The organism is Allobosea robiniae (assembly GCF_900102525.1).
Taxonomy (GTDB): Bacteria; Pseudomonadota; Alphaproteobacteria; order Rhizobiales; family Beijerinckiaceae; genus Allobosea; species Allobosea robiniae.
Genome location: NZ_FNBZ01000006.1, coordinates 39,707 through 63,185 on the forward strand (window position 1 = coordinate 39,707; position 23,479 = coordinate 63,185).

General features: G+C 67.9%; 23 protein-coding genes. 7 read left to right on the plus strand and 16 right to left on the minus strand.

From position 1 onward, the window contains the following. Positions 1-96: 96 nt before the first annotated feature. Positions 97-921, minus strand: a complete 825-nt coding sequence (locus BLQ70_RS16925) for an IclR family transcriptional regulator (protein ID WP_244512060.1) — start codon at positions 919-921, stop codon at positions 97-99. A 121-nt stretch (positions 922-1,042) separates the two neighbouring features. On the opposite strand from BLQ70_RS16925, the gene BLQ70_RS16930 reads away from it, so the two are divergent. From BLQ70_RS16930 to BLQ70_RS16960, 7 genes are all read left to right on the plus strand, one after another. Further along, positions 1,043-1,816, plus strand: coding sequence for an enoyl-CoA hydratase/isomerase family protein (locus tag BLQ70_RS16930; protein WP_061968208.1), 774 nt, complete (start codon positions 1,043-1,045; stop codon positions 1,814-1,816). Positions 1,817-1,870: 54 nt separating this feature from the next. Beyond that, the gene (locus BLQ70_RS16935; RefSeq protein WP_091858972.1) at positions 1,871-2,938 is read left to right on the plus strand and encodes an ABC transporter substrate-binding protein; all 1,068 of its coding nucleotides are present in this window, start codon (positions 1,871-1,873) and stop codon (positions 2,936-2,938) included. A 23-nt stretch (positions 2,939-2,961) separates the two neighbouring features. Beyond that, a complete protein-coding gene (locus BLQ70_RS16940; RefSeq protein ID WP_091858974.1) occupies positions 2,962-4,038 on the plus strand; it encodes an ABC transporter ATP-binding protein in 1,077 nt (358 codons plus the stop codon). Further along, positions 4,035-5,795, plus strand: coding sequence for an ABC transporter permease subunit (locus tag BLQ70_RS16945; protein ID WP_091858976.1), 1,761 nt, complete (start codon positions 4,035-4,037; stop codon positions 5,793-5,795). Before BLQ70_RS16940 ends, BLQ70_RS16945 begins: the two co-directional genes overlap by 4 nt. Before the next feature lie 22 nt (positions 5,796-5,817). After that, positions 5,818-7,347 (plus strand): class I adenylate-forming enzyme family protein, encoded by a 1,530-nt coding sequence (locus tag BLQ70_RS16950; RefSeq protein ID WP_091858979.1) that lies wholly within the window; start codon positions 5,818-5,820, stop codon positions 7,345-7,347. 1 nt (position 7,348) lies between these two features. Then, the gene (locus BLQ70_RS16955) at positions 7,349-8,431 is read left to right on the plus strand and encodes a hypothetical protein (RefSeq protein WP_091858982.1); all 1,083 of its coding nucleotides are present in this window, start codon (positions 7,349-7,351) and stop codon (positions 8,429-8,431) included. A 72-nt stretch (positions 8,432-8,503) separates the two neighbouring features. Next, on the plus strand, positions 8,504-9,250 hold the full coding sequence (locus BLQ70_RS16960; RefSeq protein WP_091858985.1) for a hypothetical protein: 747 nt from the start codon (positions 8,504-8,506) through the stop codon (positions 9,248-9,250). 28 nt (positions 9,251-9,278) lie between these two features. Here BLQ70_RS16960 and BLQ70_RS16965 read toward each other — a convergent pair whose 3' ends face one another. From BLQ70_RS16965 to BLQ70_RS17035, 15 genes are all read right to left on the minus strand, one after another. Next, positions 9,279-10,184 (minus strand): RDD family protein, encoded by a 906-nt coding sequence (locus tag BLQ70_RS16965; protein WP_091858988.1) that lies wholly within the window; start codon positions 10,182-10,184, stop codon positions 9,279-9,281. A 4-nt stretch (positions 10,185-10,188) separates the two neighbouring features. Beyond that, on the minus strand, positions 10,189-11,175 hold the full coding sequence (locus tag BLQ70_RS16970; protein ID WP_244492851.1) for a stage II sporulation protein M: 987 nt from the start codon (positions 11,173-11,175) through the stop codon (positions 10,189-10,191). A 47-nt stretch (positions 11,176-11,222) separates the two neighbouring features. After that, on the minus strand, positions 11,223-12,536 hold the full coding sequence (locus BLQ70_RS16975; protein WP_091858991.1) for a DUF58 domain-containing protein: 1,314 nt from the start codon (positions 12,534-12,536) through the stop codon (positions 11,223-11,225). Continuing rightward, positions 12,533-13,489 (minus strand): AAA family ATPase, encoded by a 957-nt coding sequence (locus tag BLQ70_RS16980; protein WP_091858995.1) that lies wholly within the window; start codon positions 13,487-13,489, stop codon positions 12,533-12,535. The genes BLQ70_RS16975 and BLQ70_RS16980 overlap by 4 nt, the downstream gene beginning before the upstream one ends. After that, the gene (locus BLQ70_RS16985) at positions 13,458-14,693 is read right to left on the minus strand and encodes a DUF4350 domain-containing protein (RefSeq protein WP_091858998.1); all 1,236 of its coding nucleotides are present in this window, start codon (positions 14,691-14,693) and stop codon (positions 13,458-13,460) included. The genes BLQ70_RS16980 and BLQ70_RS16985 overlap by 32 nt, the downstream gene beginning before the upstream one ends. After that, positions 14,693-15,346, minus strand: coding sequence for a DUF4129 domain-containing protein (locus tag BLQ70_RS16990; protein ID WP_244512061.1), 654 nt, complete (start codon positions 15,344-15,346; stop codon positions 14,693-14,695). The genes BLQ70_RS16985 and BLQ70_RS16990 overlap by 1 nt, the downstream gene beginning before the upstream one ends. Positions 15,347-15,451: 105 nt before the next feature. Beyond that, entirely contained in the window at positions 15,452-16,687 is a 1,236-nt protein-coding gene (locus BLQ70_RS16995; RefSeq protein WP_091859001.1) for a metal-dependent hydrolase family protein, read from the minus strand. A gap of 35 nt (positions 16,688-16,722) precedes the next feature. Beyond that, on the minus strand, positions 16,723-17,211 hold the full coding sequence (locus BLQ70_RS17000; protein WP_091859004.1) for a GAF domain-containing protein: 489 nt from the start codon (positions 17,209-17,211) through the stop codon (positions 16,723-16,725). An 18-nt stretch (positions 17,212-17,229) separates the two neighbouring features. Continuing rightward, positions 17,230-18,141, minus strand: coding sequence for a branched-chain amino acid ABC transporter permease (locus BLQ70_RS17005; protein WP_091859007.1), 912 nt, complete (start codon positions 18,139-18,141; stop codon positions 17,230-17,232). Next, positions 18,141-19,004 carry a branched-chain amino acid ABC transporter permease gene (locus tag BLQ70_RS17010; protein WP_244492850.1) on the minus strand — a complete coding sequence of 288 codons (864 nt, stop codon included), beginning with the start codon at positions 19,002-19,004 and terminating at the stop codon, positions 18,141-18,143. The genes BLQ70_RS17005 and BLQ70_RS17010 overlap by 1 nt, the downstream gene beginning before the upstream one ends. Beyond that, positions 19,001-20,206 (minus strand): ABC transporter substrate-binding protein, encoded by a 1,206-nt coding sequence (locus BLQ70_RS17015; RefSeq protein WP_091859010.1) that lies wholly within the window; start codon positions 20,204-20,206, stop codon positions 19,001-19,003. The genes BLQ70_RS17010 and BLQ70_RS17015 overlap by 4 nt, the downstream gene beginning before the upstream one ends. Positions 20,207-20,253: 47 nt before the next feature. Further along, positions 20,254-20,976, minus strand: coding sequence for an ABC transporter ATP-binding protein (locus BLQ70_RS17020; protein ID WP_244512063.1), 723 nt, complete (start codon positions 20,974-20,976; stop codon positions 20,254-20,256). Further along, positions 20,973-21,737: an ABC transporter ATP-binding protein gene (locus tag BLQ70_RS17025; RefSeq protein WP_091859015.1), complete on the minus strand. Its 765-nt coding sequence runs from the start codon at positions 21,735-21,737 to the stop codon at positions 20,973-20,975. The genes BLQ70_RS17020 and BLQ70_RS17025 overlap by 4 nt, the downstream gene beginning before the upstream one ends. Further along, on the minus strand, positions 21,734-22,327 hold the full coding sequence (locus BLQ70_RS17030) for a TetR/AcrR family transcriptional regulator (RefSeq protein WP_244492848.1): 594 nt from the start codon (positions 22,325-22,327) through the stop codon (positions 21,734-21,736). Before BLQ70_RS17030 ends, BLQ70_RS17025 begins: the two co-directional genes overlap by 4 nt. A gap of 341 nt (positions 22,328-22,668) precedes the next feature. Next, on the minus strand, positions 22,669-23,361 hold the full coding sequence (locus tag BLQ70_RS17035) for a YcbK family protein (RefSeq protein ID WP_091859017.1): 693 nt from the start codon (positions 23,359-23,361) through the stop codon (positions 22,669-22,671). Between the last annotated feature and the right edge of the window lie 118 nt (positions 23,362-23,479).

The following is a 23,479-nucleotide window of genomic DNA, read 5'->3' on the forward strand; positions in this document are numbered from 1 at the left end:
CGGTCCATGCGACCTCAGGTTTATCTCAATGCAATAGAAGTTCGTGGATTTTGATAAATCAAAGGATGTCCTGTCAAGGCCATCGGCCTGGTTTCCTCAGACGCGCGAGATGGCGTGGGCGGCGGCGATGACCAGCGAGGAGAAGCGCGAGACGACCTCCTCGTGGCTGTAGCGCGAGGTCGAGGTCGCGATGTTGACGGCGGCCTCCGGGCGGCCGTGATGGTCGACCACCACCGCGGCGATCGAGGCATCGCCGAGATAGACCTCCTCGAAGGCGGTCGCGTAGCCCTGGGCGGCCGACTGGCGCAATTTCTCGCGCAGGGCCTCGCGCTCCCAGGTCGTCGAGGGCGTATGCGCCCTGCGGTCGGACGCATCGATGATCGCCATCGCCTCGCTCTCGGGCAGGCGCGACAGCATCGCGATGCCCGGTGCCGTGGCATAGGCGGGCATGCGTGTGCCGATGATGACGTCGGTGTTGAGGACGTGCCGGCTCAGGAAACGCGAGACGAAGATGATCTCGGTCTCTTCCCGCACGGTGAGGTTCACCGTCTCCTCCGTCTCCTTGCTGAGATGCATGAGATAGGGCATCGCCCGGTCGAGCAGGCGGCTGCTGCGCACGAAATGATAGCCGAGATCGAGTGTCTTGGCGGTCAGCTCGAAGCGCTTGGTCTGCGCATCCTTGCGGAGATAGCCGAGCCTGGTGAGCGTATGGGTGAAGCGCTGGGCCGCGCTGACATCCATCCCGGTCTCGGAGGCGACCTGCGACAGGTTGAGCGTCGGGTGCTGGCGGCCGAAGGCGGAGAGCACCCGGAACGCCTTCTCGACCGAATTGACCATCAGCGCGTCGTCCTTGCGGCCGGCCTGATCGGGCGGCTGCGCCGCGCGCTTGCGGCCGGTCTCTCTCTCTTCGGGCATCGTCATCGGGCCTGCTCTCCTCGGCGCGATCAATGGCTGCGGCTAACGATCTTGACAAGCTGGGTCGTTCGCGCAGAATAAGCAATAGAAATTATCGCATTGCAATAAAAACTCATCGGAGAGCGCTATGAAGGACTCTGTTCTGGTCGAGTTGCGTGGCGCGGTCGGCATCATCACGCTCAACCGCCCCGAGATCCTGAATGCCTGGAACGCACCGATGCGCGAGCGGCTGGTCGCCTGCTTCGACGAGCTGGAGGCGAACGAGGCCGTCCGTGCCATCGTCCTGACGGGTGCCGGCGAGCGCGCCTTCGGCGCCGGCCAGGACCTGAACGAGACCAAGACCTTCGACCCTGATCGCGCAGAGCTCTGGATGGGGGAATGGGAGCGGCTCTATGACCGCATGCGCTCGCTCTCCAAGCCGCTGATCGCGGCGCTGAACGGCGTCGCTGCTGGTTCCGCCTTCCAGGTGGCGCTGCTCTGCGACCTGCGCATCGGCCATGACGGGGTCACCATGGGCCAGCCCGAGATCAATTCCGGCATCGCCTCGGTCACCGGCCCCTGGATCATGAAGGAGATGATCGGGATCGCCCGCACCATCGACCTGACCCTGACCGGGCGGATGATGGATGCCGACGAATGCTTCCGCATCGGCCTGATCAACCGGATCGTGCCGAAGGAACAGGTGATGCAGGCCTCGCTCGCGCTGGCCGAGGAGCTCGCCGGCAAGCCGCCGGTCGCCATGCGCCTCAACAAGGCCCGCTTCCGCGAGGTCACCGAGGAGAGCTTCCGCGAATGCCTCGCCGCCGGCATCCGCAATCAGCGCGCGGCCTACGCCACCGGCGAACCGGCCCGGATGATGGAGGAATTCCTCGCCAAGCGCGCCGCGCGCAAGACCGCCTGACCATCTGACCACCCACGGGGAAATGCGGAAAACCGCTTGTAAGGGGAGAAGACGATGACGAACCTGACCACGAAGCCGACCCGGCGCACCCTGCTGCAACTCGCCGGCGGCGTTGCTGCCGGCGCGGTCGCCGCGCCTTATCTGTCGGGCACGGCGCGTGCCGCGACGCAGATCACGGTCGCCGATCCCGGCGGCCCGTTCGGCCCGGCCTTCCGCAAGGCCTTCTACGATCCCTTCGAGAAGGCGACCGGCAACAAGGTCGTCAACGTCGCCCGCGAGGCCGAGCCCACCGCCCAGTTCAAGGCGATGGTCGAGACCAAGTCCTATACCTGGGACGTCTGCACGCTGACGCTCTCGGCCCGCGACATCCTCAAGAAGCAGGGCCTGCTCGACCCGATCGGCTTCTCGCATGCCGACGTGCCGAAGCTGATGCCGGAGGCGATCTCGGCCGAGTTCATGGGCACGGACGTCTACTCGACCGTCTTCGCCTATCGCACCGACCGCGTGAAGAACGCACCGGCGAGCTGGACCGACTTCTTCAATGTCGAGAAGTTCCCCGGCCGGCGCGCGCTGCGCAAGAACCCGATCGACACGATCGAGCAGGCGCTGCTCGCCGACGGCGTGCCGCTCGACAAGCTCTATCCGCTCGATATCGAGCGCGCCTTCAAGGTGCTCGACAAGATCAAGCCGCATGTCGCGGTCTGGTGGACGGGCGGCGCCCAGTCGACGCAGCTCCTGCAGAGCGGCGAGGTCGACATGCTGCCGGGCTGGAACGCCCGCCTGCAGGCCGCGATCGACGGCGGCACGCCGGCAAAGATCGTCTGGAACCAGGGGCTCTACTCGATCGAGGGCTGGGGCCTGCCGAAGGGCGGCCCGAAGGCGGATGTCGCGCGCCAGTTCATCCGCTTCTGCTCCGATCCGAAGGCGCAGGCCGCTTTCACCGAGGCGCTCGCCTACGGCCCGACCAATCTCGACGCCTACCAGACGATCGCAGCCGATCGTGCCAAGGTCCTGCCGACCTCGCCGGAGAACCTGAAGCAGATGGCGATCGCCAACGAGGATTGGTGGAGTGCCAACCGCTCCAAGGTCACCGAGCGCTTCAACGCCTGGCTGCTGGCCTGATGGCGACGGGGGCGGGGGCCGGGATGGCTGTGCGCGAGCCGAACACGGGCAAGCTGGTCATCGAAGGCAAGCTTGTCATCGAAGGACTTGGCAAGCGCTACGGCGCGACCACGGCCCTCGAGCCCAGCTCGCTCAGCGTTGCCGAGGGCGAGTTCCTCACCTTGCTGGGGCCTTCGGGCTCCGGCAAGACGACGCTGCTCCAGCTCATCTGCGGCCTCGTCGAGGCCAGCGAGGGCCGAGTGGTGATCGACGGGCGCGACCAGTCGAACATGCCGGTCCACCAGCGCGATATCGGCCTCGTCTTCCAGCACTACGCGCTCTTCCCGCACCTGACCGTGGCGGAGAACATTGCCTTTCCGCTCAAGATGCGTGGGCGTCCCTCGGCTGAGATCGCCGGCCGGGTCGCGTCCACGCTCGACATGGTCCATCTCGGCCATCTCGCCGGGCGCTTCCCGCGCGAATTGTCCGGGGGCCAGCAGCAGCGCGTCGCGCTGGCGCGCTGCTTCGTCTACCAGCCTTCGATCATCCTGATGGACGAGCCGCTTGGCGCTCTCGACAAGAAGCTGCGCGAGCACATGCAGATCGAGATCAAGCGATTGCACCGCGAGAGCGGCGCCACCATCGTCTACGTCACGCACGATCAGGAGGAGGCGCTCGCGATGTCCGACCGCATCTGCCTGATGAACCACGCGAAGATCGAGCAGCTCGGCACGCCGCGCGAGATCTACGAGCGCCCGCGCACCGCCTTCGCCGCCGATTTCATCGGCATCTCCAACATCTTCCGCGGCAGCTGGGACGGCAACGGCGCGCTCGATACCCCGCATGGCCGCTTCGCCCTGCCGCGTGGCGCCCATTGCCAGAGCAAGGATGCGGCGCTGGTCATCCGGCCCGAGAACCTCCATCTCGGCGAGCGCGACGGCAACGCCGTCAGCGGCCGGGTCAGCGAGATCGTCTATGCCGGCTCGGAGACGCGCGTCATCGCCGCGCTCGGCGATGGCAGCCCCCTCGTGCTGCGGCTCGGGCCGGACGATCCGGTGCCCGCCATCGATCAGGCCATCGTCGCCGGCTGGGCCCGCGACAAGGCGGTGCTGGTCGCATGAGCGCGGTCGCGGCACGAGCGGCTCCGGCGCGCCGGAGCGGGTTCCGGTTCGGCCCATTGTGGCTGGCGGTTCCCGGTCTCCTCTTCCTCGCGGTCTTCTTCGCCTGGCCGGTGGCGCAATTGCTCGGCCTCAGCGTCGTCGACCCCGAGAATGGCGGTTTGTCGACCGAGTCCTATCGGCGCATCGCCGCGACCGACGTCTATCTGCGCGTGCTCGGCATCACCTTCCGCATCGCCGGCTGGACCGCGCTCTGGTCGCTCCTGATCGGCTATCCGCTCGCCTATTGGCTGGCACGCCTGCCCGACATGTTCCGCGGCCGCATGCTGCTCTTCGTCATGGTGCCGTTCTGGACGAGCTATCTCGTCAAGACCTTCGCCTGGATGATCGTGCTCGGCCGCAGCGGCATCATCAATTCGCTAGCGACGGGCTCCGGCCTCATCGACCAGCCCCTGCCGCTATTGCACAACATGTTCGGCGTGATGGTCGGCATGGTCCATGCCATGGTGCCGCTCGCCGTGATGACCATGCTGCCGGTGATGACCGGCATCGACCGCCGCCTCGTCCAGGCCGCGCAGACGCTGGGCGCCGCGCCGGCGCGAGCCTTCTGGCTGGTCTATTTCAAGCTCTCCCTGCCGGGCGTCGCGGCGGCGGGCCTGCTCGTCTTCATCTCCTCGCTCGGCTTCTTCATCGTGCCGGCCTTCCTCGGCGGGCGGCAGGAGACGATGCTGGCGCAGCTCATCATCACCCAGGTGCAGGAGCTGCTGAACTGGTCCTTCGCCGGGGCGCTGGCCGCGATGATGCTGGCGGCGGCGCTGGTCTCCTGCTGGATCTACGACCGGCTCTTCGGCATCTCGACGATTGCCGGCGGCTCAGCGCAGGCCGGGGCCGGGCGCATCCGCGATCTCGGCCTCGCCATTCTCGGGGTCGTGGGCGACATCGCCGGGCGTGCCGCAGCGGTGACGCAGCGGCTCCTCGGCAAACGCATCTGCGGCTGGCTGCTGCCGGGCTTCTGCTGGCTCGTCATCGGCTTCCTCGTGCTGCCGACGCTCTTGGTGATCCCGCTCGCCTTCACCTCCTCGCAATTCCTCGAATTCCCGCCGCCGGGCTACGGAATCGGCTGGTTCCGCACCTATTTCGAATCGCCGCTCTGGATTCAGGCGACGATCCGTTCCTTCATGGTCGCCTTCGCCACGGCGCTGGCTGCGACCGCGATCGGCGGCTTCGCGGCGCTGGCGCTGGCCCATAGCCGCACGCGCTGGAGCGGGCTGATCTTCGCCTTCTTCCTCGCGCCGATGATCGTGCCGCGCATCGTCATCGCGGTCGGGCTGTTCTATCTCTTCGCCCGCATCGGTCTCGTCGCCACCGATCTCGGCCTGATCATCGGCCACACGGTGCTCGCGATCCCGTTCACGCTCGTCACCATCGCCGCCGTGCTCAAGACCTATGACCAGCGGCTCGACCAGGCGGCAGCGACCCTCGGGGCCAACCGTGTCCGCACCCTCACGGGCGTGACGATCCCGCTGGTGAAAGGCGGCCTCGTCGCGGCCTTCCTCTTCGCCTTCATCACCTCCTTCGACGAACTGACCATCGCGATCTTCATCTCGGGCGGCGTCAAGACGACCCTGCCGAAGCAGATGTGGGACGACATGATCCTGCAGCTCAACCCGACGCTTGCCGCGGTTTCGGTCGTCGTCTTCGTGGTCGTGACGGTGATGCTGCTCCTGGCCGAACGCTTCCGCTCCTCCTCTTCTTCCTGATCCTGTCGACCGAAGCGCAACCATGACCTCCCCAGACCAAGACGGCTTCGTAGCCCTCCTGACCGCGCGCGCAGCCGCCGAGCCGGACCGCATCTATGCCCGCTTCGGCGGCGAGCCGGTGAGCTATGGCGAGATCGAGCGGCGCTCGGCCGCCTTCGCGGCGCATCTGCGGGCGCAGGGCATCGTCGCGGGCGACCGTGTCGCGGTGATGATGCGCAATTCCATCGCGACCATCGCCGTGGTCTTCGGTCTCGCACGGGCCGGCGTCGCCTGGGTGCCGGTCAACGCCCAGCAGCGCGGCGAGGGGCTGAACTATCTCCTGACGCATTCCAGCCCGCGCCTCGTCGTCGCCGATGCCGAGCTCGCGCCGCAGATCGCCGAGGCGATGGGGCCGGATGCGACCCTGCCGGTGCTGCTCCATGCGCCGGACGGCGCGCTCGACGCCGTGCTCGCCACGCCCGTGCGTTTCGACGAACCGGCACCGGCAGCCGATGCCGTGTTCGCGATCATGTACACCTCCGGCACGACCGGGCGGCCGAAAGGCGTGATCGTCTCGCACCGCATGCTGCGGCTGGCGGCCGAGAGCGTCGTCCGCCTGTCCGATGCAAAGCCGGGCGATGTCTTCTTCGTCTGGGAGCCGCTCTATCACATCGGCGGCGCCCAGCTTCTGCCGTTGCCGATGATCCGCGACGTGACGCTGGCCATGGTCGAGCGCTTCAGCGCCAGCCGCTTCTGGGCGCAGGTCCGGGAGGAGGGCGCGACCCATATCCACTATCTCGGCGGCATCCTGCAGATCCTGCTGAAGCAGCCGCCTTCCGCTGGCGATCGCGAGCATGGCGTGCGCATCGCCTGGGGCGGCGGCTGCCCGGCCGATATCTGGCCGCAGTTCCGCGATCGTTTCGGCACCGAGATCCGCGAATGCTACGGCATGACGGAAGCCTCCAGCCTGACCACCTGCAATACCAGCGGCGTGGTCGGTTCGGTCGGGCGCCCGATGCCCTGGTTCACCGTCAGGCTGCTCGATGGCGAGGGCAAGCCCGTCGCGGCGGGCGAGCGCGGCGAGATCATCGTCGAGACCAGCATCCCCGGCGCGATCTTCCCCGGCTATCTCGACAATCCCGAAGCGACGGCGAAGGCCCTGCGCAACGGCGCGCTCCATACCGGCGACCTCGGCTCCTTCGACGCCGATGGCAATCTCTATTTTCACGGCCGCATGACCGACAGCGTGCGCTGCCGCGGCGAGAACGTTTCGGCCTGGGAGGTCGAGCACGTTGCCGCCGAGCACGACGCGGTCGAGGATTGCGCCATGATCGGCGTTGCCGCCGATATCGGCGAGCAGGACATCAAGCTCTTCGTCAAGCCGCGTCATGGCGCGATCATCGATCCGCAGGCCTTGTCCGGCTGGCTCGGCCAGCGGCTCGCACCCTACCAGAACCCGCGCTACATCGCCCTCGTCGACGAGTTCGAGCGCACGGCGAGCCAGCGCATCATGAAGCACAGGCTCTCGCCCCGGCTCGACGATTGCTGGGACCGGGCCGGGACGGGGCGCTGACATGGCCGGCTGCGACATCCTCATTTCAGGCACCGGCGGTTTCGCCGCACGGATCGCCTTCGACATCGCCGCCACGGCCCGCGAGCCGGTCGATGTGGTCATCGCCGGCCGCAATCTCGAACGGCTGAACTGGCTGCGCACGGCTGCCAATGCCCGCGCCGCGCTCTTTGGAGCGAAGGCGCGCTTCACCACTCATGCGATCGATCTGCTTGCTCCGGACGCCTCAGACACGCTGCTCGCGGCGACCGGCCCGCGCATCGTCGTGCAGGCCGCCTCGATCCAGACCTCTCAGGTGATCGCCCAGAGCGGCAATGCCTGGACGCGCCTCGTCGCCGAGGGTGGCCTGAGCGCAACGGCCGTCTTTCAGGCGCTGATCAGCGCCCGCGTCGCCGCCGCCATCACGCGCAGCCGCAAGCCGGTGACCCTGGTCAATTGCAGCTTCCCCGACGTGGTCAACGGGATGATCCGCGCGATGGGACACGATGTCGCCTGCGGCATGGGCAATGTCGCGATCCTGTCCAACGTCTTCGCCGGCTCGGCCGCAGTGCCTGCCGGCACCGCGGTCAAGGTCCTTGCGCATTACCAGAACCTTTCAGCCTGGCGCCGCCGTCCCGAGGAACGCGACGGACGCGCCCCGTGCGTCTGGCTGGATGGCGAGGAGGTCGCCGACGTCTATGCCCGCTTCGCCGATATCCAGCTCACGCCCGAGCCGGTGATCGAGATTTCCGGCGCGAGCGGCGTGCCGATGCTGCTCGCCATGGCGGCGGGCCGGCCCTGGCAGGGGCATGTGCCCGGCCCGGATGGCTTGCCCGGCGGCTATCCGGTCCGGCTCGCGGGCGGCAGGCTCGAACTCGATCTGCCGCCGGGGCTGACGCGCGAGGACGCCATCGCCTGGAACGCGTCCTTCGAGGCGGCCAACGGCCTCGTCGTGTCGTCCCAGGGGAGGGCGAGCTTTACCGGCATCCTCGGCGGCAGGGTCGCGGGTCACATTCCGGAGCTGCGGGATGGGTTCGACATCCGCGAGCTGGAAGCCGTGTGCGAAACGCTTCTCGGCTTGCGCGAGACCTTGATGCGAAGCGCGTAGCCCGCGTTGCCGCGGATTGTGCCGCTATACGGGGCGTGCCACTATTCCGCCTCATTCGCGGCGGGGTTCCTCATGAGCAGCACATCGACCGGCGGATTTACCGCCGCGCCCGGGCAGTTTCGCATCGGCTCGGTCATGAACAAGACTTTCGCGATCCTCGGACGACAGTTCGGCAAGTTCGCCCTGCTGGCGCTTGTGCCGATGATCCCGATCTTCCTGCTGACGCTGGGCGCGCTGTCGTCAGGTGCCCCCTCGCCGTCGGGCATCGCCTTCGGTGCGGTGCTGACCGGGCTCCTGACCTTCGTACTCCAGACCGTGGCGCAGGCGACGAGCCTTTACGGTGCCTTCCAGGAGATGCGCCAACAGCCCTTCACCATCGGCGACTCCCTGCGGATCGGGCTCGCACGTGCCGTTCCCGTCATCGGTGTCGGCATCCTCGTCGGTCTCGCGACCGGTCTCGGCTTCCTGCTGTTCGTCGTGCCGGGCGCCATCATCGGCTGCATGCTCTATGTCGCGATCCCCGCCTGCGTCATCGAGAAGACCGGGGTGACGGCGAGCATGAGCCGCAGCGTCGCGCTGACCAAGGGCTATCGCTGGCAGATCTTCGGGCTCTTCCTGCTGGTCATCGTCATCGCCCTGGTCGGCGCTCTCGTGCTGGCGCGGATCGGTGGCGGCGGCCTGATCGGGGATATTCTCGGCTTTGCCTGGCAGGTCATCTCGACCGCTTTCGGTGCCGTGCTCTCGGCCGTGATCTATCACGACCTGCGCATGGCCAAGGAAGGTATCGACCTCGATACGCTGGCGAGCGTCTTCGACTGACGCAAGCTTGCCGAACTGCGGCAGGCCCTCACGGGCCGGTCGCAGCCGGCTCGTGCTTGTCGGCGCGGTAGCGGCCGAATTGCTGCTCGCCTTCGAGATGCGCCCGCTCGGCCGTGTAGAAGGCCCTGAGGAAATCGAGCGTCTCGACTGGCGGAACCTCTTCCGTCCAGCCGATCTTGCGGCGGATCTTCTCGCAGACCTGGCGCTGCATGCTGTGCGTGTCGGGTGAGGACGGGCGGCGCAGCAGTTCCTCCAGAACCTGCAATTCGAAGGCGCCATAGGCGTCGAGCTGCTTGCGGCTGAAGACGAAGCGGCTCTGCGCCTCCGCGAGCTCGGCCAGCAGGGCCCGCCGTGGCACCGAGATGACCATGGTCCCGCCGATCAGGTCGCCGGCCCGCAGGTGGTCGCGGTTGAAGAAGGGCAGGGCCGAGAGCGCGACCGCCCAGCCGAAATAGCTCGCCGCCGTCCAGAATTCCGCGCCGGCCCCGATCTTCGGCACGGCGAAGAACAGCCCGAGCGGCAGGAAGATCTCGACCTCGCGCGTCAGGTTGCGGGCGACGATCGCGCCGGGCAGCAACGGGCCGCCGCTGCGGTCGATCACCTTCAGGTTGACGATTCGCTTGCCCGGCGTCGCGCCCTGGCTCTGCAGCTCGAAATGGATGAAGTAGAGGTTCCGGAGCAGAAAGGACAGGAACAGCACGACCGTGACCGTCACCGAGCCGGTGACGCCGTGGAGCAGGGTCAGGCCCAGCACGAGGAAGAGCAGGGCGGTCGCCAGCATCCAGAACAGGAAGTCGATCAGGAAGGCGACGAGCCGCTCGCCGTGGTTGGCGATGTCGACCTCCAGCGTCACGCCCTCCGGCGTACTGATCTCGCGCCGGTTGCGGGTGGTGCCGTCGAGCAGGCGGTTGATGCGGTCAAGTCGCTGGGCCATGGGTTCAGCGCCTGCCGCTCAGGAGGAAATAGGCGGTCCACAAGGCGCCGGTCGCCGCGCCGATCGCCAGCCGCCAGGGCGTCGAGGCGATGAGCTGGCGCAGGCCGCCCTCGATGATCCCCGCGACGAAGAGCATCAGCACCGCTCCGCCGGCGAGCCCGGCCGCCGCCTTGCCGGCCATGGCCAGGCTGTCGAGGCGGCTGTAGCGACCCGGAAACAGGATCTTCTCGGCGATGACGAGCCCGCCGGCGCCGCACAGGATCAATGCGCCGATCTCGGTCACGCCATGGATCGAAATCCAGCCGATGAAATCGACGAGCAGGCCGCGATTGTAATGCAGCGCCAGGAAGGCGCCGAGCACGAGGCCCTGGTAGCCGAGCAGCAGCAATGTCGGCACGCCGCCGAGCACGCCGAGCCCGAAGGTCATGATCCCGATCGTCGCGTTGTGGCGGAACAGGAAATTGGCGAAGACGACGAAGGAATCGACGAATCCGGGCCAGGGCGCGAAGATCTCGGTCCGGCGCAGCTGGTCGGCGGTGCTCGCAGCCCCGCGCCCGCCGGCCATGCTCTCGGGCACGAGCATGCCGAACCAGGCTTCGTTGGGCAGCACCATCAGGTAGCCGATGGCGATTCCGGCGGCGATGGCGAGCGTCGCCAGCAGGATGTGCCAGCCGGCCGCGCGGACGGCAGCCGGGAAGCCGCGCTTCAGGAATCCGCCGAGCGCTTCGAGGATGCCGATGCGTGGCCCGTAGACGACGAAGAAGGCCCTGAGCACCAGCCCTTCGAGATAGAGGATCAGGTTGCGGTCGAGCGCGATCGAGCGGGCGACGGAAAGCGAAGAGGCCGCGGTCCGATAGAGCAAGGGCAGTTCCTGCAACTCCTCGGCGGAGAGGCGCGACAGGCCCTTCTTCTCGACACGCGAGACGAGACCGTCGAGCATCCGCCAGGCCGTCTCGCGGCTGCGGCGGAATTCGGCGCTGCGCAGCGTCACGGTCGCGACCGGGGCCGGCGGCGGAACGGCGGAAGGGCGAAGCGGTTCTATAGCAGCCCCCTCTGCTTGATGGTCAGGTAGCGGTTGACGAGACCGACGGCGAGGCCGCGTGGCGGGATCTCCAGGCAATGCACGCCCATCCGTGCCAGCCGCTCCAGCACGACGGCGCGCTCGCGCTGCAGGTCGCGGGCGACGACCGCCTCGGCCACCGGCCGGAAGCCGGCGGGCTCGGCATCGACGATATCGGCGAGCAGCGGGTCGCGCAGGGTGACGAAGATCACGGCATGGCGGTTGGCCATGCGCTGCAGGCTTTCGAGCAGCAGTCCGGCCGTCGTCGTGTCGATGAACTCGGTGAACAGCACCACCAGCGCCCGGCGCTTCAGGCGGCTGTTCAGCTCGGCGAGGCCGAGGGTGAAATTGGTCTCTTCGGCACGGTAGCCGAGCTGGCCGGACGCATTCTGGAGCCTGGCGAAGGCGTTTCGGCCGGGCGAAGGCTGGAGATATTGCCGGATGCGTGAATCGAAGCCGAACGAGCCGACATGGTCGCCGCTGCGCAGCGCGACCCAGCCCAGCAGCAAGCCGGCATGGATGGCGTGATCGAGCCGCGGCAGGCCGTCGATCGGCTCGGCCATCAGGTAGCCGGTGTCGAAGGCGAGCACGATCTGGTGGTTGCGCTCGATCCGGAATTCCTTCGACAGCAGCTTGAGATGCTTGGCCGAGTGCTTCCAGTCGATGAAGCGGTTGTCGAGCCCCTGGACATGGTCGCGCAGCGCCTCGAACTCGGTGCCTTCGCCCTTCTGGCGCTGGACCTTGATGCCGTCGATCGCATCGCGGCTGAAGAACTGCACGGCGGCCGAGGCGATGCCGCGGATATCGGGCACGACGTCGATCGTGAGCGCCTGCGGCCGACGCTGGCTCCGGCCGGCGAGACCGAGCGGCCCGCGCCAGCGCAGCCACAACGCCTCGATCGTGATCCGCCCGCGCCGGAGCGGACGCACCCGCAGCGTGACCGAACCCACGGCTCCCGGCGGGACATCGAGCCGAGCTGGCTCGGGCGGCGCGGTGTCGCCGCTCTGCTCCGGCAGGACCTGGATCGACACCGCCCGCGACGCACCTTCGATCGCGGCGCTGACGCTCAATTGCCCCTCGCTGCCGATATACAAGCGCGGCGGCGCATCGACTGTCAGCGAAAGCCGCGACGGCCGGGCACAGAGCAGGGCATCGAGCCCGATCAGCGCCAGCACGAACAGGCCGAGATCGAGCGCGATCGGCCAGAGCGTCTGGTCATGGATCATGAGGCCGATGGCGACCGGCACGGTCGCCCCGAAGAGCAGCACGGCGCGCGGGGTCGGCCTGATCATCGCGGCACGGCAACCTGATCGATCAGTTCCAGGATGACCTTGTCGCTGACCAGCCCGTCGATCTCGGCATTCGGCGCGAGCACGATCCGGTGCCGCAGCAGGGGCAAGGCGATGCCCTTGACGTCGTCGGGGATGACGAAGTCGCGCCCCTGCGTCGCGGCCCGCGCCCGGCTGGCCGAGGCCAGCATCGTCGCGGCGCGGGGCGAGGCGCCGGTCTCGATCGCCGGATGGCTGCGGGTCGCGCGGATCAGGTCGACGATATAGCCGACCAGAGGCTCGCCGAGCGCGATCCCCCCGACCAGCGCCCGCGCCGCCAGCAGGTCCTGCTCAGAGACGATAGAGGCAAGGCCGAACTCCGCGAGCTTCGGCATGGCGGCGCGGTGCCCGTGCCGCGCGACAATGGCGAACTCCTCCTCGCGGCTCGGATAGGCGAGGTTGACCTTGAACAGGAAGCGGTCGAGCTGCGCCTCGGGCAGCGGATAGGTGCCCTGCTGCTCGATCGGGTTCTGCGTCGCCACCACCATGAAGGCCTCGCCCAGCGGATGGGTCGTGCCGTCGATGGTGACGTTGCGCTCGTTCATCGCCTGCAGCAACGCGGCCTGCGTCTTGGGCGGTGTCCGGTTGATCTCGTCGGCGAGCAGGATGTCGGTGAAGATCGGGCCGCGCGTCAGGTTGAAGCTGCTGGTGCGGAAATCGAAGAGATTGGTGCCGAGCAGGTCACCCGGCATCATGTCCGGCGTGAACTGGATGCGCCCGAAGCGCAGCGACAACCCGGCGGCGAAGGATTGCGCCAGCAGGGTCTTGGCCGTGCCCGGCACGCCCTCCAGCAGCACATGCCCACCGCAGAGCAGGCTGACGAGCATCAGCTCGACGACCTCGTCCTGGCCGACGACGGCTTTGCGGATCTCGCCGCGAAGCGCTTCAGTGATCGTCGAGACGTCGCGGAGTTCCATGCGGCAGATCCTTGCGCCAGTGATGGAGGGCCTGCGCGGCGGCAAGCAGCGAGGCGAGATTGCGGGGGCCGGCCGCAGGGCTGTCGCCCAGCCCTGAGAGGGGTTTCGGATCGATGCCGCGTGCCTCTGAAGCCCGCGCCAGCCATGCGGTAAGCGCGGCACCTTGGAGCCCGGCGGGAGCGCGCAAGGCCCGCGCCGCGTCCTGGAGCGTCATGGCGATATAGCGTTGCAGGATCGCGGCATGGTGCCCGGCATAGTCGACCAGCGCCGCGGCATTGCCGATCAAAGCATGCCGGCCGGCATCGAGCCGACGCGGTGCCGGCAGCGGCGCGCCGAAGCGCCCCATCGCGGCCCAGAGCAATAGCGCCACGGCAGCCAGGATTTGGACGAGCACGAGGTTAAGCGGGAATTCATAGAGGAACTTCAGCAGGTTCGGCGGCGATCTTCTGAAGCCGTGGATGGTCTCGTCGAAGACCAGCGTGCCGCTTCTGCCGTCCAGCAGGGCTGCGACGATGTCGCGTGCGAAGGTGGCGTTCCCGCCCTTGCCGATGCCGTGGTTCTCGATCGGGTCGGGATCGGCCAGCACGAGCGTCCGGCGGTTGCCCTGCCGCAATTCGCCGAGCAGGATGCCGTCCGGCGTCGAGATCAGCGGCGTGAGGTTGGAGCCCTTGATGAGCTGGAGCTCGCCCTGGACGGTCGGGTCCGCCGCTGGAATCGTCTTCTGGAAGGAGGCCGGCGGCTTGGCCCGGACGATATCGCCGCCGCTCACGGCAGCGCCGAGCACGGATTGGACTTGTAGCACCGGAGCCAGTTCCGCCTCGCCGATCCAGTCCTTGCGCCGCTCGCCCGGTTTCACGGTCCATTTCGGCAGGACGAGCAGGATGCGGCCGGCGATCCGGAGCTTGTTGCGATTCTCCTCGCCCGCGAGGCTCCCGGAGGGCTCGGCGAGGATGAGCACGCCGTTCTCGCCGACGGCGGCAAGCGGGCGGTCCTCGGCTTGCACCGTCTTGTGGCCGAGGCCATCGAGCAGATCGTGGAAGGCGAGATGCCCGACGGCGGAGCTGGAATAGCTGTTGGCGCCGGAGGCGAGGCCGCCCGCCTCGCGCCCGCCCATCCCCGTCAGCAGCAGAGATGCCGCGAAGAGTGCGAAGAGCGCGGCAGCGAGTGCGGCCAGGATACGCGGCTGGAAGGTTATTCCCCCCATCAGGCCGGCCCTGTCGCAAGGGAGCGCCGCAGTGTCTCGAATTCCTGCCGGCAGCCGAGATAGTCCTCCTGCCCGGCGGGCCGCCCGCCGAAATAAGTCTGCTCGACCGATTGCACGATCGCGCCGAGCGCGCCGGTCCCGCTCTGTGGCAGGGCAACCCGGCGCAGGATCTCGCGGCTGGTCAGCGACACCGCGAAGCTGGTGCCGAGCCGCAACCGGATTTCGGCGAGGCTCTTCAGCAGCAGCACATGCATGGCTTCGCCATATTGCCCTCGTCTGGCGAGATCGTCCGCCTCGAGCTGTGCTTCCTCCATCCGGCCGGAGGGGTCGGAGAAGCCGGACATTGTCTCGGCCGCTTTGATCCGGCGCGAGCGGCTGAAGGCGGGCAGGCTGTCGCGCAGGGACCAGAGCGTCACGGCCACGCCGAGAATGACGGCGCCCCAGAGCAGGATGCGCAGTGTATCGGGCGAGAGGTCGAATTTCAGCCAGTCGAGCCAGCCCGGCTGGCGTGGCTCGGGCACCGGCATCGTCGCCTGGATATCGTGGCGGCGGATGGCCAGCCTGACGATCTCGCCCGCATCGCTGGCGGCCTGCGCCACGCCGCTCAGGGTGACGGCGCAGAATGCAACGAGCAGGAGAGGCAGTCGCTTCACAACCTTCGAATCCGTCGGCGGCCGAAGGGCACTATGGCGAAGAAACCGGCCGCGCCATAGCCGGAGAATGCACGGCGGGGCGATATGCCCCGCCGGCCTATGCGATCAGTTCAGGCTGGCGCGCTTCATGAAGGCGCCGGCCTTCATGATCAGCGGGATATGCCGGCCCTGGCGGGTCAGCAGCGAGAGGTCCTTCAGCGGGTCGCCGTCGACGACGATCAGGTCGGCATGGGCGCCGGCCGCGACCGTGCCGATCAGGCCTTCCATCTTCAGGAGCTTGGCCGCGATATGGGTCGCCGAGGCGATGACCTCATGGGCCGGCAGGGCGCGGCCGCGGATCACGAACTCCTCCGACTGGTACTTGTGCATCTCGCCGAGCAGGTCGCTGCCATAGGCCATGGTCAGGCCGGCCTTCTTCATGATCGCGAGCGATTCCATGCCGGCCGAACGCACGACATCGACCTTGGCGACCGAATCCGGCGGGAAGCCGAGCTTCGGCCCGTCCGAGACCAGCTTGTCATAGGTCACCAGCGTCGGCACCGCGACGGCGCCCTTGGCTGCAGCGAGCTTCGCCGTCTCGGCCTTGATCAGGTTGCAATGCTCCAGCGAATGCACGCCGGCCTCGACGCAGCGGCGGATGGCGTCGTCGGTATAGACATGGGCCGAGACATAGGTGCCGGCCATCCGGGCTTCCTCGACCACGGCCTCCAGCTCGCTCACCGAGAAGCCGAGGAAATGGATCGGGTCGGTCGGCGAGGCGCAGCCGCCATTGGCCATGATCTTGATGAAGTCGGCGCCACCCTTCAATTCCTCGCGCGCCGCGCGGCGGACTTTGTCGACACCGTCGCAGATGCGGCCGAGCGCGCCGAGGCGATGGCGTTCGATCACGCTCGGGCGGTCGTCATAGCGGCCGCGGAAATCGGCATGGCCGCCGGTCTGGCTGAGCGCCTTGCCGGAGATGACGAGGCGCGGCGTCGGGAAATCGCCTTCCTCCGTCGCCTGCTTCAGGCCGAAATCGGCACCCCCGACATCGCGCACCGTGGTGAAGCCGCGCATCAGCATCGCCCGCATGATCCCGAAGGAGCGGGCGGTGACCAGCGAATCCGGCAGGCGGGAATTCGCGCCGAGATCGGCGAGGCAGGCGATGACATGGACATGGGCGTCGATCAGGCCGGGCATCAAGGTCTTGCCCTTGAGGTCGACGACCTTGGCCTTGGCCGAGGTCACCGACTTGCCGACCTCGCGGATGGTGCCGCCCTCGACGAGGACGCTGACGGGCGCGCCGGCCTCCGGCGCCGAGCCGTCGACGATGCGGGCATTGGTGAAGAGGGTGGAAGCCACGGGCTTGTTCCTTCGAAACGGCTAAAGGGAGGAGATCAGGCGGCCTTGTTGGCGGCACGCGCGGCGAGGAAGCCGGGTACCAGCAGCGGCGCCAGCCGCTCGACCGGCGCGACATGCTCTTCGCGGTAATGGTGCTCGGGGGCGAGCAGGTTGATCGTGCCGACCACCTTCCCGTCATAGATCGCGGGGATGTTGATGACGGAGCCGAGCCCCATGCTTTCGATCAGTTCATGATCGAAGAAGGCCCAGCGGATGCCGGCCTTGTCCTTGCCGAGATAGGGCTGGCGGCCGTCCAGCACATGCTTGCCCCAGGGCGTCGGGCCCATCGTCTTGCGGCCGGAGACCGGGTACTCGGTCGGCCGGTTGGAATAGATGCGCGCGACCTCCTGCCCGTCGACATAGAGCAGCGTGAACAGCTCGTGGCCGACGAGGCGGCGGGTGATGTCCTCGAAGGCCTTGAAGACCGTATCGGGCTGGCCGGGCTCCTTGATGAGCGCGGAGAGGGTGGCGAGATCGTCGGACATGGGCAGGCCTTCTTTGCTTCAGGCGGTCGTCGGGGGAACCGGCGCCTTCGGGATGCGCTCGGGCAGGATGCCCTGCGGCTTGAGGTGCAGGACGAGGATGAGGGCGATGCCGATCAGCATCTCGCGCGTGGCGGCGAGCTGGACCGGCTGGAGGCCGGGCACCCATTCGGTGATGAAGCGCGTCGCCTCCAGGAAGATCACGACCAGATAGGCGCCGAGCACGGCGCCGCTCGGCCGTCCCACACCGCCGGCGGTGACGGCGAGGAAGATGTAGATCGTGATCAGCGGCTGGAAATGGTCCGGCGAGACATAGGACTGGAAATGCGCATAGAGCGCGCCCGCCAGCGCCGCGATCGCCGCCGAGAGCGCGAAGGCCTGGAGCTTGAAGCGTAAGACCGGTTTGCCGGCGAACGCCGCGAGCTGCTGGTCCTCGCGGATCGCCTTCAAGGCGCGGCCATAGGGCGAGGCATCGAGGCGGCGCAGCAGCGCCCAGACGATCACCAGCACCAGCGTGGCGAGGCCGAGATAGAACCAGGCGAAGTTCTGCGTGCCGAGCTCGGCCTTGAGCGGCGCCTTGATTCCGGAGATGCCGTCCGAACCATTGGTCAGCCAGCGCTCGTTGAGCGCGACGAGGCGGATCACCTCGGCGAAACCGAGCGTCACGATGGCGAGATAGTCGTCACGCAAGCGTAGCGTCGCGAAGGTGACGACGAGGCCGACCGCCGCGCCCACCACGAGCGCCGCGCCCCAGCCGATCAGCACCGGCGCGCCGGCACCGGTCGCCAGAGCCGAGGCATAGGCGCCGACGGCGAAGAAGCCAGCGAGGCCGAGATTGACGAGGCCGGCGCTGCCCCAGATCAGGTTCAGGCTGAGCGCGAGCAGGCCGTAGATGGCGCAGAGCGTCAGGGTGAAGATCAGATAGGACAGCATCAGGCGGCCCTTTCCCCGAGGAGGCCGCGCGGCCGGAAGGTCAGCATCAGCAGGATCGCGACGAAGCCGACGCCGGTGCGGTAGGTCGCGGGCACGACGAGCAGCGCAAGCTCCTCCGCGATGCCGAGCATCAGCGCGCCGGCGACCGCGCCGGGGATCGAGCCCAGACCGCCGAGCACGGCGGCGGCGAAGACCGAGAGCAGCACGCGATAACCGGTGAGCGGGTCGATCGAGGTGTCCAATCCGATCAGCACGCCGCCGACGCCGGTCAGGCCAGCGCCGAGAAAGAGCGTGACGATCGCGATCTTCGCGGGGTCGATGCCCTTGAGCCGGGCGAGGTCGGGATTGTCGGCGACGGCGCGCATCGCCTTGCCGAAGCGGGTATAGCGCAGGAACAGGAACATCGCCGCCATGATCGCGACGGCGAGCAGCAGGCTCTGGAGCTGCTGCGGGCCGATGCGCAGGTCGCCGAAGCGCATGTCGCGCGCGATCGGCAGGTCATAGCCGCGCATCTCGTTGCCGAAGATGAAGCGGACGATGTTCTCCAGCACGAGATTGAGCGCGATCGAGGCGATGGCCACGATCAGCGCGCCGTTGCCGCGCAGGCGCTTCAGCGAGGTTTCCTCGGCGACGACCCCGACGAAACCGGTCACCGCGAAGGCGACGAGGAGCGCGGCCGGTATCGGCAGCCCCATCGCGACATTCGCCCACCAGGCGGCAAAGGCGCCGATGGTGGCATAGGCCGCGATGGCGAAGTTCGGATAGCGCAGCACCGCGAAGATGGCGGAGAAGCCGATGGCCGGGACGGCGATCAGCGTCCCGGTCATCACCCCGTTGATGAGCGCCTGCAGGAGCTGGCTCACGCGATCTTCACCAGCGCCAGCTTGCCGCCTTGAACCTGCTCGTAGCGGAACTGGCAATCGGCGATGTCGCCGGTCTCGGTGAAGTCGCAGGGGCCGCTGGCGCCGTCGTAATCGACCGGCTGCTTGGCGGCGATCGCCTTGAGCCCGTCGATGGCGTTGTCGACCTTGGCTCCGCCCTGCGCCTGGCTGACCTTGCGGACCGCATCCTTGATCGCGGTGCCCGACGTGTCGCCGGCGATGGCGATCGCCATCAGGATCAGGTTGATCTGGTCGTAGACCTGGGTGGTGTAGGGATCGGGCGAGGCGACGCCGATCATCTTGACCAGCCTTGCATAGGCCTTGGATCCCTCGGCCGGCGAGGGCGCGATGGTGAAGGTCTTGTCGACCACCTCGGCCGGCACACTCTCGACCAGCTTCTGGTTGACCGCATAGCCGAAGGCGACCTTCAGCCCCGTATAGCCGGCGCGATAGGCGTCCTTCAGCATGACGGCGGTATCGGGCGTGTAGCCGCCGAAGATGATCGCGTCGGGCTTGAAGCGCAGCACCTCGTCGACCTCGCTGCGATAGGCCGGCTTCTTGTCGTCATAGATCAGCGAGCCGGTCTCGCCGCCGGCCTTCTTCACGGCCTCGGTGATGTTGTCGAACTGGCTCTTGGCGAAGGGCGTCTGCGGCGAGAGGAAGAAGACGCGCTTGGCCTTCTCTGCGATGCAGAACTCGCCGAACTTGCGGCCCTGCAGCGTCGTGTTCGGCTGGGTGCGGATCAGGTAGCCCTGATGCGGCAGCTGCGTGATCGAATCGGCGCCGGAGACAGTCGCGAGGAAGGTCTTCGATTCCCAGCACAGCGGGGCCACGGCGGTGGTGACCGCGGAGGACCAGGTGCCGAGGATGGCCGAGACCTTATCGACATCGATCAGCTTGCGGGCGGCGCGCACGCCGGCTTCCGGGCTGGTCTGGTCGTCTTCCGAGATCAGCTCGACCTTGCGGCCGAGCACGCCGCCTGCGGCATTGACCTCGTCGACGACGGCCTTGACCGCCTTGACCATGACCGGGCCATAGGGACCGCCGGCGCCGGTGAGCGGCGTCAGCGTGCCGATTTTGATCGGGGCGCCCTGCGCGAGCGCGCGGCCGGGCAGGGCGGAGAGGCCGGCAAGTGCGGCGGCGCCAGCCAGAAGCGTGCGGCGGTCGGTCGTGAAAGCGGTCATGATGTTCCCCTGTTGTCTTGTTGGTTTGATGTCGTGTCGGCGTCGTCCTAGCCGCCGAGGAAGAGCCGGCGGATTTCGGGATCGGTGGCGAGCGCGGGGCCCGCGCCCTCGCGGCTGTTGCGGCCGGAGACCAGCACATAGCCGCGCGTCGAGATCTGCAGAGCTTCGAGCGCATGCTGCTCGACCATCAGGATGGGCAGGCCGCCCTTGTTGAGGGCGACGATCGCGTCGAACAATTCATCCGCCGCCTTGGGCGAGAGCCCGGCCGTCGGCTCGTCGAGCAGGAGCAGGGCAGGGGCGTTCATCAGCCCCATCGCCATGGCGAGGATCTGGCGCTGGCCGCCCGAGAGCGTGCGCGCCAGCGCCTTGCGCTTCTCCGCCAGCATCGGATAGCGCGCATAGAGCTCCTCAGCGCGCGCGCCGACCTTGCCCGGCTCCTGGAAGCCGCTGATCTCGAGATTCTCGGCGACCGTCATTGCGCCGAACACGTTGCGCTCCTGCGGCACGAAGCCGATGCCGGCCTTGGCCCGCCCGAGCGCGTTCTCGCGGGTGACGTCGCCGCCCTTGAGCCGGATGGTGCCATCGCGCGCCTGGACCAGACCGGCGATCGTCTTGAGCAATGTCGACTTGCCGGCGCCGTTCGGGCCGATGATCGAGACGATCTCGCCGGGTGCCACCTTGAGAGAAGTGCCCTTCAGGATCTGCTCGGCCGCGCCATAGCCTGCGACGACACCGTCGACGGTGAGCAACTCACCCTGTGCCGCGCTCAATGACGCCTCCCGAGATAGGCTTCCTGCACGCGTGTGTCGGCGGCGACCTCGTCGAACGTGCCCTGTGTCAGCGTCTTGCCCTCGGCCATGACGATGACGGGCGCGCAGAGCTTCTTGATCAGCCCCATGTCGTGCTCGATCAGGCAGATGGTCAGCCCATCGCGGTTGAGCGCGACGAGATGCGCGGCGATCTGCTCGGTCAGGCTCGGATTGACGCCGGCCATCGGCTCGTCGAGCAGCAGCAGCTTCGGCTCGGCCATCAGCGCACGGCCGATCTCGACCAGCTTCTTCTGGCCGCCGGAAAGCGCGGTCACGGGATTGTCGAGCACATGGTCGAGCTTCAATCGGCGGGCAATGCCGAAGGCGCGCTCGGACAGCTCGGCCTCGCGCCGCTTGGCCCCGCCCGTGCCGATCAGCCCGGCCAGCAGGCCTTCGCCCGGCTGGTCCGCGCCATAGAGCATCAGATGCTGGAACACGCTGAGCTTGGGAAAGCCGCGCGCGAGCTGGAAGGAGCGCACCAGCCCCGCCGCGACGAGCTTCTCCGGCGGCATCCCGGCCGTTTCCGTCGTGCCGAGCCGGACCGATCCGGCCTGCGGCCGGTAGAGCCCGGAGACCGCATTGAAGAGGGTCGACTTGCCGGCTCCGTTCGGCCCGATCAGCCCGGTGAATGAGCCCTGCGGCACCGCGAAATCGACGCCGCGCAATACCTGCACGCCGTAGAAGCCGAGCTTCAGCCCATGGATGGTCAGTGCAGCCGTCATGCCGTCGCCGTCTTGCGCCGGCCGGTGAGGGCGGCCGCGGGTTTCATCGGGAAATGCTGCCGAACCTGCTGCTTCCAGAAGCCGAGCAGCCCCTCGTAATAGGCCGGATCGTTCGGCCGCAGCACGGTCTGGCTGATCATGCCGCGCACCAGGCACATCGTCGCGTTCATCACGGTGCGGGTATGGTCGGGGTCGGTGCCGGCGCGGGCGGCGAGCGCGGTCCAGACCGCATCGAGCCCGGCATGGAATTCCTTGACCGTCGGAATGAGATCGGCGCGGAAGGCCGGGTTGTGGCGGGCCTCCGGCAGATATTCCATCGTCACGTAGAACAGCCGGTCGTCCATCATCCGCCAGGCGTAGTCGACGATCTCGTCGCTGGAGCCGCCGCGCGCCATGAAATCCTCGGCGAAGCGGTGCAGGTCGCGGGCTGCCTTGCCCAGCATGTCGGCGACGGAGGCGCTGATGATCGCCTCGCGCCCGGCGAAATGATGGGTCAAAGCCCCGCGGGAGACCCCGGCCATGCGGGCGATCTCCGGGGTGGTGGTGCGGGCCAGCCCCTGGTCGTGCAGCAGGTCGATGGTCGCGTTCATCAGCCGCGCGGATGTCTCCGCGCTGCGCTCCTTCTGCGATCGTCGCTTGCCGGAAACCCTCATGCCGACCTCGCTCCCCTGACGATTGGAAAACGGTGTGACTCAACTTACAAACAGTCAAGCCTGTTTTTTGAAAGCCGAGAGAGTATCCTGAATGCGGGACCTGTCGTGACTTTCAAAGGAGCGGGCATCCCGGGCGGAGCGCAGCGGATCGTCGTCATGGTCGGGCTTGTCCCGGCCATCCACGTCTTCATTGATGCCGTGCGGTGTCCAAGACGTGGATGCTCGCCACAAGGGGCGAGCATGACGTGAGCTGGAACCGCGCCTTCGCGGAAAGGATCCTACCAGGGCCGCCGCGGCCCGGTGTCGATATGGATCAGGCCGTTCCAGTAGACATGATGGCCACCGACCTCGGGCATGGCGCGCACCCATTCCAGCACGGCGCGGGGCCTGGCGCCGGGGACGCGGAAATCCATCGCCTGGCAGCCCTTGTGATAGGAGCCGCGCCGGGCGCGCCAGGGCGGCCGCCAGGTCGAGGTCACCTTAACCGCCCCGTACTTGTCGGCGATCTTGCCGAGAATCTGCTTCAGCTCCTGCGGCAGGCAGGCGGTCGAGGTGCCGGGATCGGTCGAGATGCCCGGTCGCTCCGCCCGCTCGTTCGGGTCGAAGTCCGGCTCGGCGCCGGCCTTCTGGCCGGGCGTCAGCTTCGGCCATTCGACACCCTCGTCGTCGTCCGGCTCGCCGGGGCTGGGCGGTGACGCGGGAGACGCCGGCGTCTCCGATCCCTTTGTCACCGCAGGCGTCTCTTCGGAGAAGGCCAGCGCGGGCGTATCGGGGGCGGAGGCGCGCGGCGTCGGCGGCGGTACCACGATCGGCGGCAGTTTCGGCGTGCCTTCGAGATCGAGGTCGAACGGGCGCTGCGGCGGTAGCGGCGCGCGCATCGGCTCGCCGTCCTGAGCGCGGATAACGGTCGTCGAGAGCAGCAGGGCGAGCGCCGGCATGGCCAGAACCCGCGGAAGGCCGGCGCGGGTCATCGTGCCGTCATGCGTCCGGATTCAGCTGGCAAGGAGGAGGGGCGAGGGGCACGAAACATCGCAGGCCTTTCGGGGAGAGCGCTCGCACAGCCGGCAACGATTCGGCAGGGTGAACGGA